General features: G+C 67.8%; 15 protein-coding genes. 4 read left to right on the plus strand and 11 right to left on the minus strand.

What is annotated here, in order from left to right:
* The first annotated feature begins 4 nt into the window (after positions 1-4).
* Complete coding sequence (locus FHW97_RS18545; protein ID WP_168353044.1) at positions 5-1315, plus strand: dicarboxylate/amino acid:cation symporter; 1311 nt, start codon at positions 5-7, stop codon at positions 1313-1315.
* 12 nt (positions 1316-1327) lie between these two features.
* On the opposite strand, the gene FHW97_RS18550 is transcribed toward FHW97_RS18545, so the two are convergent.
* Genes FHW97_RS18550 through FHW97_RS18565 form a run of 4 tightly spaced genes read right to left on the minus strand, consistent with a single transcriptional unit; the run spans position 1328 to position 4164 of the window.
* A complete protein-coding gene (locus tag FHW97_RS18550; protein ID WP_062788028.1) occupies positions 1328-1726 on the minus strand; it encodes a hypothetical protein in 399 nt (132 codons plus the stop codon).
* Positions 1727-1755: 29 nt separating this feature from the next.
* Positions 1756-2460: an endonuclease III gene (nth, locus tag FHW97_RS18555; protein ID WP_168353045.1), complete on the minus strand. Its 705-nt coding sequence runs from the start codon at positions 2458-2460 to the stop codon at positions 1756-1758.
* Positions 2461-2465: 5 nt separating this feature from the next.
* Entirely contained in the window at positions 2466-3200 is a 735-nt protein-coding gene (dapB, locus tag FHW97_RS18560) for a 4-hydroxy-tetrahydrodipicolinate reductase (RefSeq protein ID WP_054132493.1), read from the minus strand.
* Between the two features lie 34 nt (positions 3201-3234).
* On the minus strand, positions 3235-4164 hold the full coding sequence (locus FHW97_RS18565) for a LysR family transcriptional regulator (protein WP_168353046.1): 930 nt from the start codon (positions 4162-4164) through the stop codon (positions 3235-3237).
* A 110-nt stretch (positions 4165-4274) separates the two neighbouring features.
* On the opposite strand from FHW97_RS18565, the gene FHW97_RS18570 reads away from it, so the two are divergent.
* Both FHW97_RS18570 and FHW97_RS18575 read left to right on the plus strand, forming a co-directional pair.
* Entirely contained in the window at positions 4275-5324 is a 1050-nt protein-coding gene (locus FHW97_RS18570) for an NAD(P)-dependent alcohol dehydrogenase (protein WP_168353047.1), read from the plus strand.
* A gap of 72 nt (positions 5325-5396) precedes the next feature.
* A complete protein-coding gene (locus FHW97_RS18575) occupies positions 5397-6128 on the plus strand; it encodes an NAD-dependent deacylase (protein WP_168353048.1) in 732 nt (243 codons plus the stop codon).
* A 185-nt stretch (positions 6129-6313) separates the two neighbouring features.
* On the opposite strand, the gene FHW97_RS18580 is transcribed toward FHW97_RS18575, so the two are convergent.
* Complete coding sequence (locus tag FHW97_RS18580) at positions 6314-7102, minus strand: HesA/MoeB/ThiF family protein (protein ID WP_022676091.1); 789 nt, start codon at positions 7100-7102, stop codon at positions 6314-6316.
* Between the two features lie 82 nt (positions 7103-7184).
* On the opposite strand from FHW97_RS18580, the gene FHW97_RS18585 reads away from it, so the two are divergent.
* Entirely contained in the window at positions 7185-7346 is a 162-nt protein-coding gene (locus FHW97_RS18585; protein ID WP_022676092.1) for a hypothetical protein, read from the plus strand.
* A gap of 277 nt (positions 7347-7623) precedes the next feature.
* Here FHW97_RS18585 and dnaA read toward each other — a convergent pair whose 3' ends face one another.
* The 6 genes from dnaA to FHW97_RS18615 form a co-directional block, all read right to left on the minus strand.
* Entirely contained in the window at positions 7624-9066 is a 1443-nt protein-coding gene (dnaA, locus tag FHW97_RS18590) for a chromosomal replication initiator protein DnaA (protein WP_062788037.1), read from the minus strand.
* Positions 9067-9787: 721 nt separating this feature from the next.
* Positions 9788-10048: a 30S ribosomal protein S20 gene (gene rpsT, locus FHW97_RS18595; protein ID WP_022675888.1), complete on the minus strand. Its 261-nt coding sequence runs from the start codon at positions 10046-10048 to the stop codon at positions 9788-9790.
* Positions 10049-10308: 260 nt separating this feature from the next.
* The gene (locus FHW97_RS18600) at positions 10309-11436 is read right to left on the minus strand and encodes a cytochrome P450 (RefSeq protein WP_168353049.1); all 1128 of its coding nucleotides are present in this window, start codon (positions 11434-11436) and stop codon (positions 10309-10311) included.
* 161 nt (positions 11437-11597) lie between these two features.
* Positions 11598-12656 carry a ferrochelatase gene (hemH, locus tag FHW97_RS18605; protein ID WP_168353050.1) on the minus strand — a complete coding sequence of 353 codons (1059 nt, stop codon included), beginning with the start codon at positions 12654-12656 and terminating at the stop codon, positions 11598-11600.
* Positions 12656-14944 carry a molybdopterin cofactor-binding domain-containing protein gene (locus FHW97_RS18610; RefSeq protein WP_370526625.1) on the minus strand — a complete coding sequence of 763 codons (2289 nt, stop codon included), beginning with the start codon at positions 14942-14944 and terminating at the stop codon, positions 12656-12658. Before FHW97_RS18610 ends, hemH begins: the two co-directional genes overlap by 1 nt.
* A gap of 58 nt (positions 14945-15002) precedes the next feature.
* Positions 15003-15971 carry an Mrp/NBP35 family ATP-binding protein gene (locus tag FHW97_RS18615; RefSeq protein WP_168353052.1) on the minus strand — a complete coding sequence of 323 codons (969 nt, stop codon included), beginning with the start codon at positions 15969-15971 and terminating at the stop codon, positions 15003-15005.
* Between the last annotated feature and the right edge of the window lie 144 nt (positions 15972-16115).

The raw sequence follows: 16115 nt of genomic DNA on the forward strand, positions 1-16115 counted from the left end.
TCCCTTGGCCCGGCGCCTTACGCTTTACATCGTCATCGCCATGATCCTGGGGATCGCCACGGGCTATGCCCTCAACAGCGCGCTGCCGGCCGACAGCCCCACCCTGGCGACGGCCGCCGAAACGCTCAAGCTGCTGCCTGATGTGTTCCTGCGCCTGATCAAGATGATCATTGCGCCGCTGATCCTGGCCACGCTGGTTTCGGGCATCGCCGGCATGGGGGACAGTGCGGCGCTGGGTCGCATCGGCGGGCGGGCGCTGGGCTGGTTCATCACCGCCAGCCTGGTGTCGATCAGCCTGGGCCTCTTGCTGGTCAATCTGTTCCGCCCCGGCCATGGGTTGCAGTTTGCCGCCTCGGCAAAGGTCGGCGATCTCGCCACCGCCGATTTCACCGTGCACCATTTCGTGCTGCAGATCGTGCCGACCAGCCTGCTCGATGCCATGGCGCAGAACAACGTGCTGCAGATCCTGGTGTTCTCGCTGTTTGCTGGCCTGGCGCTGTCTGCCATCGGCGAAAAGGGCGCGCCGTTGCTGCGCGGGGCAGAGGCGCTGGCCAGCCTGATGCTGACCATGACCGACTATGTGATGAAGGCCGCGCCGCTGGCCGTGTTCGGCGCGCTGGCGGCGGTGGTCGCCACCAAGGGCCTGGGGATCATCGTCACCTATGGCGTGTTCGTGTCGGAATTCTATTTCGCGCTGCTGCTGCTGTGGGGCCTGCTGCTGGGCCTGGGCGGCATCTTCCTGGGCAAGCGCGTGCTGCTGCTGGCGCGCTATATTCGCGAGCCGGTACTGCTGGCCTTTTCCACCGCCAGTTCGGAAAGCGCGCTGCCGCGCCTGTTCGAACAGCTCGACCGGTTTGGCGTGCCGCGCCGCATCTCGGGCTTCGTGCTGCCGCTGGGCTATTCGTTCAATCTCGATGGCTCGATGATGTATACCAGCTTTGCCACGATGTTCATCGCGCAGGCCTACAACATCCCGCTATCCTGGCAGCAGCAGATCGCCATGCTGCTCACGCTCATGGTCACGTCCAAGGGCATCGCCGGCGTGCCGCGCGCCAGCCTGGTGGTGATCGCCGCCACGCTCACCCAGTTCGGCCTGCCGGTCGAAGGCATTGCCCTGCTGCTGGGCGTCGATACTTTCCTCGACATGGGCCGCACGGCCACCAACGTGGTGGGCAACGCCGTGGCAACAGCGGTCATCACCCGCTGGGAAGGCATGCTGCAGGTGCCGCTCGATCCCGATGCCCCCGCCCCGGTGCCGCCGCACGATACGCCCGAGCACGGCCGGCGCGGCCTGCATCTCGACCAGGGGCAGTAACGGCGAAACAGGCTATTTCGCCAGAGTCACCGGCTGAAACTGGCCCAGCCCGCACGAACCGCGCGGGCCGCCGCCCGGCCCGGTCTGCAACACGGTGATCACGTCCACGCTGCACAGCTGCGCCTGGCTGGTGGCATAGCCGAAGGTCTGCTGGAACCCCAGGCCATAGCAGCGCTGGGGCAGCGTGTTGCGATACCAGCGGCTGCCGACGCGGAAATCGATCGTCCAGTCATCGCGCACCCGGCTTTCGCTGATCTGGCTGAGCGGAATGCAGCTTTCCGCCCGGCCGATCGGGGTGGCGGCAGGGGTCTTGGGGGAATGGCCATCGGCGCCAGCGCTGCGCGGCCCATCACCGGGCGTGCAGGCCGCCAGCGCGATGAGCAAGGCGGCAACCGGGATCGAACGAACCATGGCACTCTCTCCTTGGCATGGCGCGTTGATCACGCCGGCTTTCTGGCAGTCACCTTTTTGCTGGCAACCTTCTTCTTCGCAACTGGCGGCGTGCCCCCCTGTTCCAGCACCTTGGCCTTGAAGGCGCACAGGTCCACCACCGGGCAGCGCCAGCATTCGGGCGTGCGCGCCTTGCAGATATAGCGCCCATGCAGGATCAGCCAATGGTGCGCGCCCAGTCGAAACGGCCCCGGCACCTTCTTGTCCAACTGGGCTTCCACCGCTTCGGGGGTCTTGCCCTTGGCCAGGCCGGTGCGGTTGCCAACGCGGAAGATGTGCGTGTCCACCGCAAAGGTTTCCATGCCGAACGCGGTATTGAGCACGACATTGGCCGTCTTGCGCCCCACGCCGGGCAGCGCGGTCAAGGCATCGCGGTCTGCCGGCACCTCGCCGCCATGGTCGCGCACCAGGATTTCCGACAGCGCGATCACGTTCTTGGCCTTGGTATTGAACAGGCCGATCGACTTGATGTGCGCCTTCAATCCCTCTTCGCCCAGGGCAACCATCTGCGCCGGGGTCTTCACCTCTTCGAACAGGCGCCGCGTCGCCTTGTTGACGCCCACGTCGGTTGCCTGCGCCGAAATCGTCACCGCCACCAGCAACTGATAGGTGTTGCCATAGGCCAGCTCGGTTTCGGGCGCGGGGTTGGCCTCGGCCAGGCGGCGAAAGAATTCGAAGATCTGGTCCTTCTTCAAGGCGGTCAGTCTCCCAGCCCCAGCACCTGTGGCATGGTATAGCGGCCCGGCCCCTGGGCCAGCAACCATTCGCCGGCGCGGATCGCACCCTTGGCAAAGATGCCGCGGTTCTCGGCCAGGTGCGACAGGCTCAAGCGCTCGTTATCGGCCAGGAAATGCACGGTGTGATCGCCCGCCACGCTGCCGCCGCGCAGCGCGGCAAAGCCGATCGTGCCGGTCTCGCGCTTGCCGGTCATGCCATCGCGCCCGCGCACGGCCACGTCCTTGAGGCCCACCTGGCGGCCGCGCGCCGCCGCTTCGCCCAGCAGCAGCGCCGTGCCCGATGGCGCATCCACTTTCATGCGGTGGTGCGTCTCAACGATCTCGATGTCCCAATCCGTGCCCAGCCGCGCGGCGGCCTCCTGCACCAGGTGCGCGAGCAGCGTCACGCCGAGCGAGGTATTGCCGGTCTGCAGCACGGCAATCGAAACCGCCGCCGCATCGATCAGCCAATGGTGCCGTTCCTCCAGGCCCGTCGTGCCCACCACGATCGGCGTGCCCGTGGCGATCGCGGCATCCAGGTTGAACTCCAGCGCGGCCGGTGCGGAAAAGTCGACCAGCACATCGCTGGCCTGGGCCAGCGCCATGACATCGCCATCGCGGTCGATCCCGCCCGCCAGGTCGTGCCCAGCCGCTGTCACGGCGGCCTGCAACGCCTGCCCCATGCGCCCCGCGCTGCCGATGATGCCGATGCGTGCCATGTCCATTGCGTCCTTCTGCTCTGCCGCGCCCCCCTTACGGCGTTCGCCCACCCTCGGTCGAGACAGAATGCGCCGGCCGCCAGCGCAAGCCATCGATCACCACGCGCAGCGCGGGCGAAACATGCACGCGGCTGGGATAATAGAGATGATAGCCGGGATAGGGCTCGCACCAATCGTCGAGCACCTGGACCAGCCGCCCGGCGGCAATGTCGGCCGCCACGCCGCTTTCGGGCAGGAAGGCAAAGCCCAGGTCATCGCGCATCGCCTGCTCTGCCAGTGCCAGGGTGTTGACCGTCAGCGGCCCTTCCACCCGCATGCGCAGCGCCTCCCGCCCGCGCGAAAATTCCCAGGCATAGATGCCGCCGCGCGTGGGCAGGCGAAAGTTGATGCACGGATGCGCCGCCAGATCGCGCGGATGGCGCGGCAGATCGCGCCCGGCGCAGAACGCCGGGGTCGCCACCACCACCATGCGCAGATCCGGCCCGATCGGCACCGCCACCATGTCGCGCGCCAGGATATCGCCCGATCGCACACCGGCATCAAGCCCGGCCGCCACGATATCGACCAGGCCATTGTCGACCAGCACTTCGACCGAAATCTCGGGCCAGGCGCGCAGGATGCGGCGCAGGCCCGGCCATACCACGGTTTCGGCCGATCCCTCGTCCACCGTCAGCCGCACCAGGCCCGATGGCCGCGCCAGGCTTTCGCCCAGGGCATCGACCGCCGCATCGATCGCGGCGAAATGCGGCGCCACCCCTTGAGCCAGCCGCTCACCCTCGGGCGTGGGCGCCACGGCGCGGGTCGTGCGGTTGAGCAGGCGCACCCCGATCTGCGCTTCCAGCCCGGCGATCGTGCGGCTCAGTGCCGATTGCGAAGTGCCAAGTTGTGCGGCGGCGCGGGTAAAGCTGCGCTCGCGCACCACGGCCAACAGCGCGCGCAGGTCATCATGGTCGGGGCGGATCATTGATGCATTCCTGATATCAGTCCATGCCCTAATTGCCCCATTATCAGCTTAATGGCGATAGCCTAGAGAGGCCGCCATCCCTCTCCCCCCTTCTTGAAAGGACCTGCTGCATGACCGTCATGGCCTATGCCGCGCCCGCGGCCGACCAGCCGCTCGGCCCCCTTGCCATCACCCGCCGTGAACCCGGCCCCAACGATGTCGCCATTGCCATCGCCTGGTGCGGGGTCTGCCACTCTGACCTGCACACCGCGCGCAACGAATGGAACAACGCGGTCTATCCGGTGGTGCCCGGGCACGAGATCGTCGGCCACGTCACGGCCGTTGGTGCCGATGTCACCAAGTTCAAGGTGGGTGACACCGTTGGCGTTGGCTGCATGGTCGATTCGTGCGGCCATTGCGGCGCGTGCCACGATGGGCTGGAACAGTTCTGCGAAGAAGGCATGACGCAGACCTACAATTCGCCCAGCAGCGATGCCCCCGGCCACACGCTGGGTGGCTATAGCCAGGCAATCGTGGTCGATCAGGGCTTTGTCCTACATGTCCGCCATGCGCCCGACCAGCTCGCTGCGGTTGCGCCGCTGCTCTGCGCCGGGATCACCACGTGGTCGCCGCTGCGCCACTGGAATGTCGGACCGGGCAAGAAGGTCGGCATCGTCGGCATCGGCGGCCTGGGCCATATGGGCGTCAAGCTTGCCCGCGCGCTTGGTGCCCACGTCGTGGCTTTCACCACCAGCCCGGCCAAGCGCGAAGAAGCCCTGGCGCTCGGCGCGCACGAGGTCGTCGTCTCGCGCAATGACGATGAAATGGCTGCCCATGCCGGCAGCCTCGATTTCATTCTCGATACCGTGGCGGCCAGCCACAACCTCGATGCCTTGGTCACTCTGCTCAAGCGTGACGGCACGCTGTGCCTGGTCGGTGCGCCCGAACATCCGCATCCCAGCCCGACCGTGTTCAACCTGATCTTCGGCCGCCGCTCGATCGCCGGTTCGCTGATCGGCGGCATCGCCGAAACCCAGGAAATGCTCGATTTCTGCGCCGAGCATGGCATCGTCTCGGACATCGAAACCATCGCCATGCAGGATATCAACCAGGCCTGGGACCGCATGGAAAAGGGTGACGTGCGCTATCGCTTCGTGATCGATTCGAGCACGTTCGCCTGATCCTTCCGCCCTGGCCCTCCCTGGCCTTCATGCCGGATTGGCACGCCCGTGCCGATCCGGCATGATCGGGGCATGAGCCTGCCCCAGCATATCGTGATCCTCACCGGCGCCGGCGTTTCGGCCGAAAGCGGAATCGACACCTTCCGCAGCGGCGCCAATGGCGGCCCCAGCCTGTGGGAGCAACACCGCGTGGAAGACGTCGCCACGCCCGAGGCCTTTGTCCGCGATCCCGATCTCGTGCTGCGCTTTTACGACATGCGCCGCGCCGCGATTCAGGAAAAGCTGCCCAACGCCGCCCACCGCGCGCTGGTCCGGCTGGAGCGGGCCTGGCCGGCCAAGGTGCCGGGCGGCAGCGTCACCCTCATAACCCAGAATGTCGATGACCTGCACCGCCGCGCCGGATCGGACAATCTCATCCCCATGCACGGCCAGCATCTTTCGGCCTGGTGTACCGCGTGCGACAGCCGCCATGCCTGGACCGGCCCGCTGATCGACCGGCCACCCTGCCCCACCTGCGGCGCGGCGGCCCTGCGGCCGGATATCGTCTGGTTCGGTGAAGTGCCCTATCGCATGGACGATATCCACGATGCCATGGCCCGGGCAGACCTGTTCGTGTCGATCGGCACTTCGGGGGCAGTCTATCCGGCCGCCGGCTTCGTGCGGCTGGCACGGGAAATCGGCGCCGAAACGCTCGAGCTCAATCTCGAACGCAGCCAGGGTTCGGCTTGGTTCCACGATACCCGCCTGGGCCCGGCCACGCAGATCGTGCCCGATTGGGTGGATGAACTGCTCAAGACACCCTGATTTTCAAAGGAGCGCGAAAGAGCCCGGACAAGGTCTCCAGGGAGCCTCGGTCCGGGCCAAGTCCCAGGATCGTGGCTCGCACCACGCGCCTGTCGGGTCGCACTTGTTGTCTACGCGCGCGTGGCGCTACCGCCATCCCCTGAACGCGGTATGGTTACGCTTTTTTTCACACCCCGCGTCGGCGTTCAGGCGGCGGGTCGGTCGGTGCCACAGGTGGTGCAGGCTGGATCGTGCGCAATCCGCATCGTGCGCAGGCCGGGCTTCAATCCATCGATCACGTGCAACTGGCCCCACTGCGGATCGCCCAGGCTGGCCACGCCTTCCAACAACACGCGCAGCGCCGCCATGGCGCCGAATGTGCCGACCATGCCGACCATCGCCCCCAGCACGCCTTGCGCCGCGCACGTGTCGCAATCGTCGGCATCGAATGCGTCGCCCACAAAGCAGCGATAGCAGGCCTCGCCCGGCCGATGCCCGGCAAAGTTGGCCACCTGGCCCTGGAACCGGCCAAGCGCCGCACTGGTCAGCGGCACGCCGGCTGCCACGCAGGCATCAGATACCGCCAGGCGCGTGGCAAAGTTGTCCGATCCGTCCAGCACCACATCAGCCCCGGCGATCAGCGCGGCGGCGTTGTCATGCCCGATGCGGGTACGATGGGCCTGCACCACCAGGTCGGGATCAAAGCGCGCCACCCACTGCGCCGCAGCCTCGGCCTTGGCATGGCCCACATCGGCCAGGGCAAAGATCGTCTGGCGCTGAAGATTGGATGGCTCGATCACATCATCGTCGATCAGGGTCAGCCGCCCCACGCCCGCGCCCGCCAGGTATTGCAAGGCCGGCGCGCCGATCCCGCCTACGCCCACCAAGACCACATGCGCGCCCATGATCCGCGCCTGTCCCGCGCCGCCCACTTCGGGCAGCACGATATGGCGGGCAAAGCGGTTCAAGCGGTCTGGCGTAATGGCGGGCGTCATGGCCGTGGAGGTAGGCGCCCGCGCGCAAAAAGGCGAGAGGCGCCGTTTGCAAAGCCGCTGCCGCGCGCCCACACTGCCGGCCATGAGAGACCGGATCTGGATCGTGCTGATCCTCGCCCTGCTGCTGGGCGTGGTAGTCGGCTGGTGGGGCAAGGGCCGCTGGGCCGAACACGCATGCCAGGCCAGCGGCGGCACGTGGTACGATACCGCCAGCGCCTGTGGAAAAGTCAGCGCAAAAACCTGATCACAAACTGTGCATCACCGGCCGATAACCCGGTGCAAAAGCCTGTGCACGATGGCCGGATAACCCCGGCAAAAGCCGGGTATGATCCTGCGGAAAAGCTGCGCACAACCATGGGGACAGGGCTGGGGACAGGCCTGGGGACAGGCCTGGGGACAGGATTGCGCACAACCCTGTGGCAAACCTGTGCGCAAGCCGGGCACAATCCTGTGCACGCGCGGTGGAGCGGTGGTGGAAACCCGGCCCCGTCACACGGGGCCGGGCATCACAACGGTGTGGGTCAGTCTTCCAACTGGCGCAGCAGGGTGCGCACGTCGCCGTCCATGTCGGCATCGCGGCTACGCAGATCCTCGATCAGGCGCACGGCGTGAATCACCGTCGAGTGATCGCGACCGCCAAACTTGCGGCCGATTTCGGGATAGGACCGCGGGGTGAGCACCTTGGCCAGGTACATCGCCACCTGGCGCGGACGCACCACGGCACGGGCCCGGCGCTTTGACGCCATTTCCGAGCGATCGACGCGATAGAACTGGCACACGGTGCGCTGGATCTCGTCGATGGTGATGCGGCGGCGGTTGGCCGACAGGATATCGGTCAACTGCTCCTCGGCCAGTTGCAGGCTCACCTGCTGTCCGGTCAGCTGGGCAAAGGCGATCAGCTTGTTGAGGCCACCGACCAGTTCGCGCACGTTGCGGTTGATCGTGCGGGCCAGGAATTCGACCACGTCTTGCGGCACCTGCGCACTGGTAAAGCGCGACAGGCGGTGCTCCAGGATCTGGCGCCGCAGCTCGATGTCAGCAGCCTGTATATCGGCGACGAGCCCCATCGAGAGGCGTGAGAGCAGGCGCTGTTCGACCCCGTCGAGCGCCTGGGGCGCGCGATCGGCCGCCACTACCAGGCGCTTGCCGGCGCTCAGCAGGGCATCGATGGTGTGGAGGAATTCCTCCTGGGTGCTGGCCTTGCCGATGATGAACTGGATATCGTCCACCAGCAGCATGTCGAAGCTGCGCAGGCGGCTCTTGAACTCGATCATCTCGTTCTGGCGCATGGCCTGGACGAATTCGATCATGAACCGCTCGGCCGAGCAGTAGAACACCCGGGCGCCCGGCCGCGCGGCCATGAAGCCGTTGGCAATGGCGTGGAGCAGATGCGTCTTGCCCTGCCCGGTGGAGCCCTTGAGATAGAGCGGCGAGAACTGCGGCTTTTCGGCCGCGGCCATGCGCTGCGCGGCATTGAGCGCCAGGACATTGGCACTGCCGGTCACGAAATCGCCGAACGTCAGCGACGGATCGATGCCCGAGGCCGACACATCGAAGCCAGCCACGGTCTGCGGCGCTGGGGCGGCCACCGGACGGCTGGCCGGGGCCAGCGTCGGCGCGCTTTCGTTGGCAGCCGGCACGCGCAATTCGGGCGCAGCCCGGCCGCCCACGCGCAGCTCGGGCATGGCCCGGCGGCGCGGGTGCACGGTGATGCGCACCTGACGCACTTCGGCCCGCGCGATCTTCCAGGCAAGCGACAGGCGATCGGCAAAGCGATCCGCCACCCAGTTGGCCGAAAATTCGGTGGGCAGGAACAGGTCCAGCGTGCCGGTTTCCTTGCAGAAGCTGCCCAGCTGGATCGGCTTGATCCATTGCGTGTGCAGTTGCGGACCCAGATCCTTCTTCAGCCCCTGGCTGATGTCGGCCCAATCGGCCGCCAGGTCGAGAGCTTCCTGGTCCTCCATTCCCCCGTCACGTCCTTTCCGAAGCGTCGCGGCCTGACCGGCCCCGCGCCCATTGGTTGTTGCAAGGGCAGCGGTTCCAGCCTGGGAACCTGCCAACCCTCGGGAATTGCCACCTTGGGAACCGAGCGCGGCCGTGCCACCTGCACCGCCGCTCGCACCGCCGAAATGATCCATCTTCACGCTTCGCCGTCCCACCTAAATTTCCAGGCCTGCGGCCAGATACCCCCGAATTGCGGACGCCCGACAAAGGCGAGCGTGTCCGCCCAACGCGGCTTTTCGGACAAAGACCGACCAACCACGCCCGCAGACACAGCTTACCCGTCCGCCGATGCCGCAATGGGCACGGCGGATGCCGTTTTGAGCGATGTTCCGTGACACCACACACCGGTCGTTCTGCATCACAGCAAAGCGGCCAGCGCGCGGCGTGGTCTCTGTCTATGAGCCACTGCGGGGGCTGTGCAAGCCCATGGAGCGCAAAATTTCTGAAATAATTAGCCTTGACTCAACAACTACGCGACAAATCGCCAAGTCATTGAATTTATAGCTATTAGCAAATCAGAGAACGCGCGAATCGCCACGAATCCGACACTTGCCGAAATGGCCGTGTCATCGAACCGTCGCATAAGCCGCAGACGAAAATGGCCGGCGTTCATCACGCCGGCCAAAGCCGTATTTGTACGCAGCGTATTCCTTCAGGAAAAAGGAATACCCCAGCGCCGAATCAGAGCGCAGCGACTCGCTTGCTCAGACGCGACAGCTTGCGGGCTGCGGTGTTCTTGTGGACCACGCCACGGGCAACGCCACGGGCCAGTTCCGGCTGGGCAGCCTGCAGGGCTTCTGCCGCCACGGCCTTGTCGCCGCCAGCGATCGCGGATTCCACCTTCTTCACGAAGGTGCGGATGCGCGAAAGACGGTTGCCGTTGATTTCGGCGCGGCGTTCGTTGCGACGGATGCGCTTGCGGGCTTGCGGCGTATTGGCCATGTCTGTCCTGTTTCGTCCTCTGGCGGGCCACCCCGATGGGGCAGACCGGGAAATGTCCTGGTAGCTTGCTCGACGTAGTCGTTCGACAAGGCGGGCAAGCCCGCCGGAAAGCGGCGCCCTTACCGGGCTGTGGACGAATCGTCAAGGCGCGCGTTGCGCCTTTGCCATGCGTCCGGCCGCCCCGTGGCAGTCAAACGCCCGGCCCCGGCCATGCGTACTTGCGATTCGCCCGCCCGCCATAGCGGGCAAGCCCCTCCACCTCAATCCGCATGGCGCAGCAAGACCTTGCCGCCTTCGCCCGCCGGAGCCAGAACAAAGCGATCGAGCAGATGGGCAATGCCCAGCCGCGCCGCCGCCAGCACCGCCGGCCCGGCGCCGCCAGGCAGCGTATCTTGCGCAATCCAGGCACCGGGGGCACGCGCCACCGCGCGGGGTGCGGCAAAGCGCAGCGGATCGAATCGCTGCGGCTCGGGCCACAGCCCCGGATCGGCGTGGGTCAGCGCCGGGCTGATCGCCACCAGCGTGCCGGCCTCAAGCCGGTGCTCGCCTACCATGACATCTGCTGCCACCCGGCGCTCCACCAGCAGTGGTCCGGGCATCAGGCGCAGCGCCTCGTTCGTGGCCATGTCCACCAGTTCCAGCGTTTCGGGTGCTGCGCCGGTGCCCGCTGCGGGGCGATAGGCGCTGCGCACTTCGGCGCGCAGGGTGTCCTGCCAGTCCGGCGTGTCGGCCAGATGGCGCACCAGGGTGCCCAGCACGCGCAGCGCCGTGGCATGGCTGGCCTGCACGGCATCGAGCAGCCCGGGCGCGGTGCAGCCGGCCTGGTGCAAGCCCTGGGCCAGTGCCTTGCGCGCACCCATGGGCGAGGACGGCAGGCCGCGCGGCATGGCCCGGCGCAGCAGGCTACGCCCATCGTCGAGCGTGCCCAGCGCATTGGCCAGCCGCTCGGCCGGGCCGGAACCATAGGCCAGGCCCGTGACAGCCGGCACCAGCGCACGCGCCAGGGTCATCGCCATGGCCGACTGAAACCGCACCGTGCCAGCGCGCCAGCGGCCCAGCTCCGCCCCCAGCGCGCGCTCCAGCATTGCCAAGTCAACTGGCAGATCGGCTTGGCGCGCCAGTGGCACGAACCGCGTGCCATCATCGGCAAGCACCAGGTGGTTGTGCGCCGCATCAAGCAGGATCACCCGCTCGCCCCGGCGAAACACCGGCCCCAGGTTGGCACGCTCGCGCAGCAGCAGGGCCGCGTCATCTTGCCAGGCCGTCACGCGGCTTACCGGAATGTCAGGCTCAAGCGGTGGCGCGGCCAGTGTCGGATCAGCGCCCGCCACGGGCAGCGGCACGGCAGGGGAATCATGGGCTTGTGCAGGAATCGCCGATGTCAGCATGCTCTCTCCATCGGGCCGAACCTGTTGCCGGTTCTGGCCCGTTCACCCGCGCTGCCCCCGAAACCCCCGTTTCGGCATTGCAGCACGGCTGTCCGGGAACATGCCATGTCTGGCGGGCGTGTCAAATCGCCCGCAGCGGCGGGCTGACGCGCACGGCCAGCTTACGCCTGCACGGCGATCCAACCAGCCAGTTCGCGCCGCACCAGGGCTTCGAGCAGATCCATGCCGTGTTGCGAGGTATTGAGGCAGGTGAGCGCCGCAAAATCGGTGCCCCCGGCGGCCAGGAAATCCTCCTTGCCGCGCAGCGCCAGTTCTTCGAGCGTTTCCAGGCAATCGGCGGAAAAGCCCGGCGCCGCGATCGCCACCTTGCGGGTGCCGCCCGTAGCCAGTTCCACCAGCGTGGTGTCGGTTGCCGGTTCCAGCCACTTGGCCCGGCCAAAGCGCGACTGGAAGCTGGTCATCACCGCCATGCCAGGATGGCTCTGGGCAAAGGCATCCGCCAGCAGGCGCGAGGTCTTGCGGCAGTGGCAGTGATAGGGATCGCCCAGATGCAGCGTGCGCTCGGGCATGCCGTGATAGCTCAGCAGCAGCACATCGGGCACGAACGCCAGCGTGGCGATCTGGCGCACCATGTCGGCATGCAGCGCGGCAATCGCCACGTCATCATCGTGATAGGGCGGCAGCGTGCGCAGCGCCGGCAGGCGGCGGCGCTGCTTGATCCAGTCGGCCAGGGCATCGAGCGCGCTGGCCGTGGTGGCGCCGGAATAGTGCGGATAGAGCGGCGCCACCAGGATGCGTTCGCACCCGGCAGCCAGCAGCGCATCGAGCTGCGTGGCCATGGCCGGGCTCTGATAGCGCATGGCATGGCGCACGATCACGCCGTCGCCCAGCCGCGCCTGCAGCGCGCGTGCCTGGCCAGCGGTGATCGCAGCCAGGGGGGATCCTTCCGGGCCCCAGACCTGGGCATAGGCATGGGCCGATTTCTTGGGCCGCGTGCGCAGGATGATCCCGCGCAGGATCGGCTGCCACAGCAGCGCGGGGATTTCCACCACGCGCTTGTCCGACAGGAATTCCTTGAGATAGCGCCGCACCGAGGCCGTGTCGGGTGCGTCCGGCGTCCCCAGGTTCACCAGCAGCACCCCGATACGCCCGGTTGCCACCGGCGGATGATCGGCCGGAAGATGGGCGGGGCAGGCATGGATTGGGGCAGCAGGGGTCATCAAACGCCTTCAGACAGGAGGGGGAGGCGGCGCAACCGCAGCCCGGTTGCGGAAAACAGCGCATTGGCGATGGCCGGCGCCACCGCCACCACCCCCAGTTCGCCGGGGTCGAACGGCTGGGCGCTGCTCTCGACAAAGACAATCTCGACCTTGGGGCAATCGGCCAGCAGCGGCAAGCCCAACTGGCTAAAATGCCCCGCCAGCGGCCGTCCGGCGGCATAGCCGGTGCTGCCGCCCACCGCCAGGCCGAGGCCAAAAAACAGGCCGCCCTCGATCTGCTGGCGCGCCAGGTCGGTATTGATCACCCGGCCGATATCGACGCATGCGCTCAAGGCTTCCACCCGGATCGCGCCATCCACCTGCCGCGCGGTGGCGACCACGGCGATATAGCCGTGGCGCGGCCCTTCCGGCGCGGCCAGCGTCAGCGCATGGCAGGCAATGCCCTGGCCCGAGGCATCGGCCCCGCCACCCCACATCGCCAGATGCGCCACGCCCTGCAGGCAGGCGGCCAGGCGCGGCTGCCCGCCCAGCATGGCCATGCGGAAAGCCAGCGGCTCGCTACCGCCAAAATGGGCGCATTCGTCGATGAAGCTTTCGGTCAGGAACGCGGTAATGGCCGCGCCGCCGCCACGCATCCGCGCTGTGGCCAGCGGCAGCGCCACCGGCACATGCTGCACCGCGCATTCGGGAATGGCATAGGGCGGCATGGCCCCTTCCAGCGCCAGCGGATCGGCGCTGTCTTGCCAGCGCCGCGCGCTTTGCGCGCCTTCGCCGTCGAGCACGCGGGCCGCCGTCTCGCGCAGCGAGGCAGGCGTGGCAATGCGGCTGCGCCAGCCCAGCAGCTGTTGCTTGTCGGGGCTCATCCCGGCTTCCAGCAGCCCGGCAACCGGCGCGCGGGGCAGCCCGGCGAGCGATTCCTGCCAGCGCGACCAGGTCAGTTGCACCGGCTTGCCCGTGGCCCGCGCCAGGGCGGCAGCCTCTCCGGCGATTCGGCCATCGAGCCGCGTGTCAAAGCTGCCACCGGCCGCCATGGGATAGACCACCACGTCTGCCTCTGACAGGCCCGCTGCCCGCGCCCCTTCGCGCCGCGCCGCCTCGGGCGCCTGGGTCACGAGCCACAGTTCCAGCCGGCCATGCTCGAGCCGCGCGGTGCAGGTGGCCGGCTCCAGCGGCGCATGGAGCGCCACCTCGATGTCATAGCGGGCAGACAGGCTGGGCTTTTCCAGCAGCGCGGTGGGATCGCCCTGCCCCCACAGGCGCACTGGCTTGCCCTTGGCCAGCCCCTGATCGAGCGCGGCATCGATGGCATTGCTATCAGCGACCGGGCCGCGCGGCCGAAAGCGCGGCTCCATCGCCGCCACGGCGCGATCGGCAGCGTGCCAGGTGACCCCGATCGCCGCCAGCCAGCCCTTGGCATGAACCACCCCCAGGCATCCCGGCACGCGCGCGGCAGCCTGGGCATCCCACGAAGACAGCACGCAACCGCCCTGCGGCCCATGCGCGATGGCGGCGTGGACCATGCCGGGCAGGCGCACGTCGGCGGCAAAGACAAAGCTGCCATCCACCTTGGCCGGCAGGTCGAGCCGGGGAAACGCCGGGCGGCTGCCAGCGGGAAACCGCGCCGGCGCCTCTTGCGCCGGGCTAGCGCGCAACGGCACATCGTGGGGTGGATCGCGATCGAGCGCGGCATCGATCAGCCGGGCAAAGGGCAGGCGCCGGCCCTGCTGGTCGGCACGCCGCTCGATCACGGCATGGCCGCGCGTATCGAGGCTGTCGGCAGCCACGCCCCACTGGGCCGCCGCCGCCGCGATCAGCTGCGCGCGCAGCGCCGCCGCCGCCTCGCGCAGGGGTTGTTCGAACATGGCCAAGCCGGTGCCCGCCACAGTCAGCATCATCGGCCCGCGCTCGGCCTTGAGGCGAGTCAGGCCATTGGCGGGATCGGCCATCATATCGGGCAGGATCGGCAGCCAGGTAGGCAGCCACAGCGGCGCCCAGTGCGCCGCCAGCACGGCATCGGCATAGGCGGGGCTGAGCGGCGCCGGTTCTACCGCCACCTGCGCCCAATCGGCGCCCAGTTCCACCGCCACGATCTGTGCCAGCAGCGTGGTCACGCCCTGGCCCATCTCGCAGGCCGGCACGGCCACGGTCAGCGTGCCATCACGCGCCAGCTTGAGGAACGCATTGGCCACCCGCTCGCCCTTGCCGGCCACCAGCGGCGCGGCATAGTGGCGCGGCACCAGGGCAAAGGCGGCGATCAAGGCGCCCCCTGCCCCGGCACCGATCAACACGCCGCGTCGCGTCGGTTTCAGCCTGTTAAGGGCTGGTGGCAGGGCCATTGCGGGCCGATCAGGCCGTCTGGTCCAGCGCCGCCAGGACGGCGCGCGCCAGCCCCATGAACGCCTGCGCCTGCGGCCCTTCGCCAGCGGCCGGCGGCTCGCCCGCGTCGCTCTTCTGGCGGATCGCGATATCGAGCGGCACCCGGCCCAGGAACGGCAGGCCCAGTTCGCGCGCGGTCACTTCCGCACCGCCATGGCCAAACGGATCGCTCACCTGGCCGCAATGCGGGCACAGATATCCGGCCATGTTCTCGACCAGGCCCAGCACCGGCACTTTGCCCTGGTCGAACAGGCCGATCGCGCGGGTGGCGTCGATCAAGGCCAGGTCTTGCGGGGTGGATACGATCACCGCCCCAGCCGGCTTGTATTTCTGCAGCATGGTCAACTGGATATCGCCCGTGCCCGGCGGCAGGTCGACCACCAGGATTTCGGTATCGCCCCAATCGGCCTCGATCAGCTGGCCCAGCGCGCTACCGGCCATCGGCCCACGCCAGGCAATCGCCTGCCCCGGCTGCACCAGATGCCCCATCGACAGCATCGGCACGCCCCACGGGCTGGGGATCGGGATCATCGTCTTGTCGCGCGCCTCGGGCTTGCGCCCCTCGGTGCCGAGCAGGCGCGGCTGCGACGGGCCATAGATATCAGCATCGACCAGGCCGACCTTGCGGCCCAGCCGCGCGAGTGCCACGGCCAGGTTGGCCGACAGCGTGGACTTGCCCACCCCGCCCTTGCCCGAACCCACCGCGAGAATGCGCCGGCTGCGCTTTTCCGCAGTCAGCGCCACGCGCAGCTCGTCGAGCCCGGCCGCCAGGCCCGCAGCCTTGGCCACCTGTTCCAGCGCGGCGCGCGCGGCGCTGTCCAGCCCGCCGGCATCGATCACTGCCGTCGCGCTCGTGCCGGTGACCCGCACCACCTGAAGCCTTTCGCCACCCACGGCATCGGCAATGGCCTGGCGCACGGCCGCTTCATCGATCGTCACTGCTTGGTTCCTGTTGCTCGCCCGTTTCCCGGGCCGTCCCTTGGCACATCTGTCCCGGCAACCCGGGGGCGTGTTATTGCCCCCTAGCAGACGAATTTTGGGAACGAGACACTGTTTTTCACGCGATCCCTTCCTATAAGACTG

This window comes from Novosphingobium sp. SG754 (assembly GCF_013149315.1).
In the GTDB taxonomy this organism is placed as follows: domain Bacteria; phylum Pseudomonadota; class Alphaproteobacteria; order Sphingomonadales; family Sphingomonadaceae; genus Novosphingobium; species Novosphingobium capsulatum.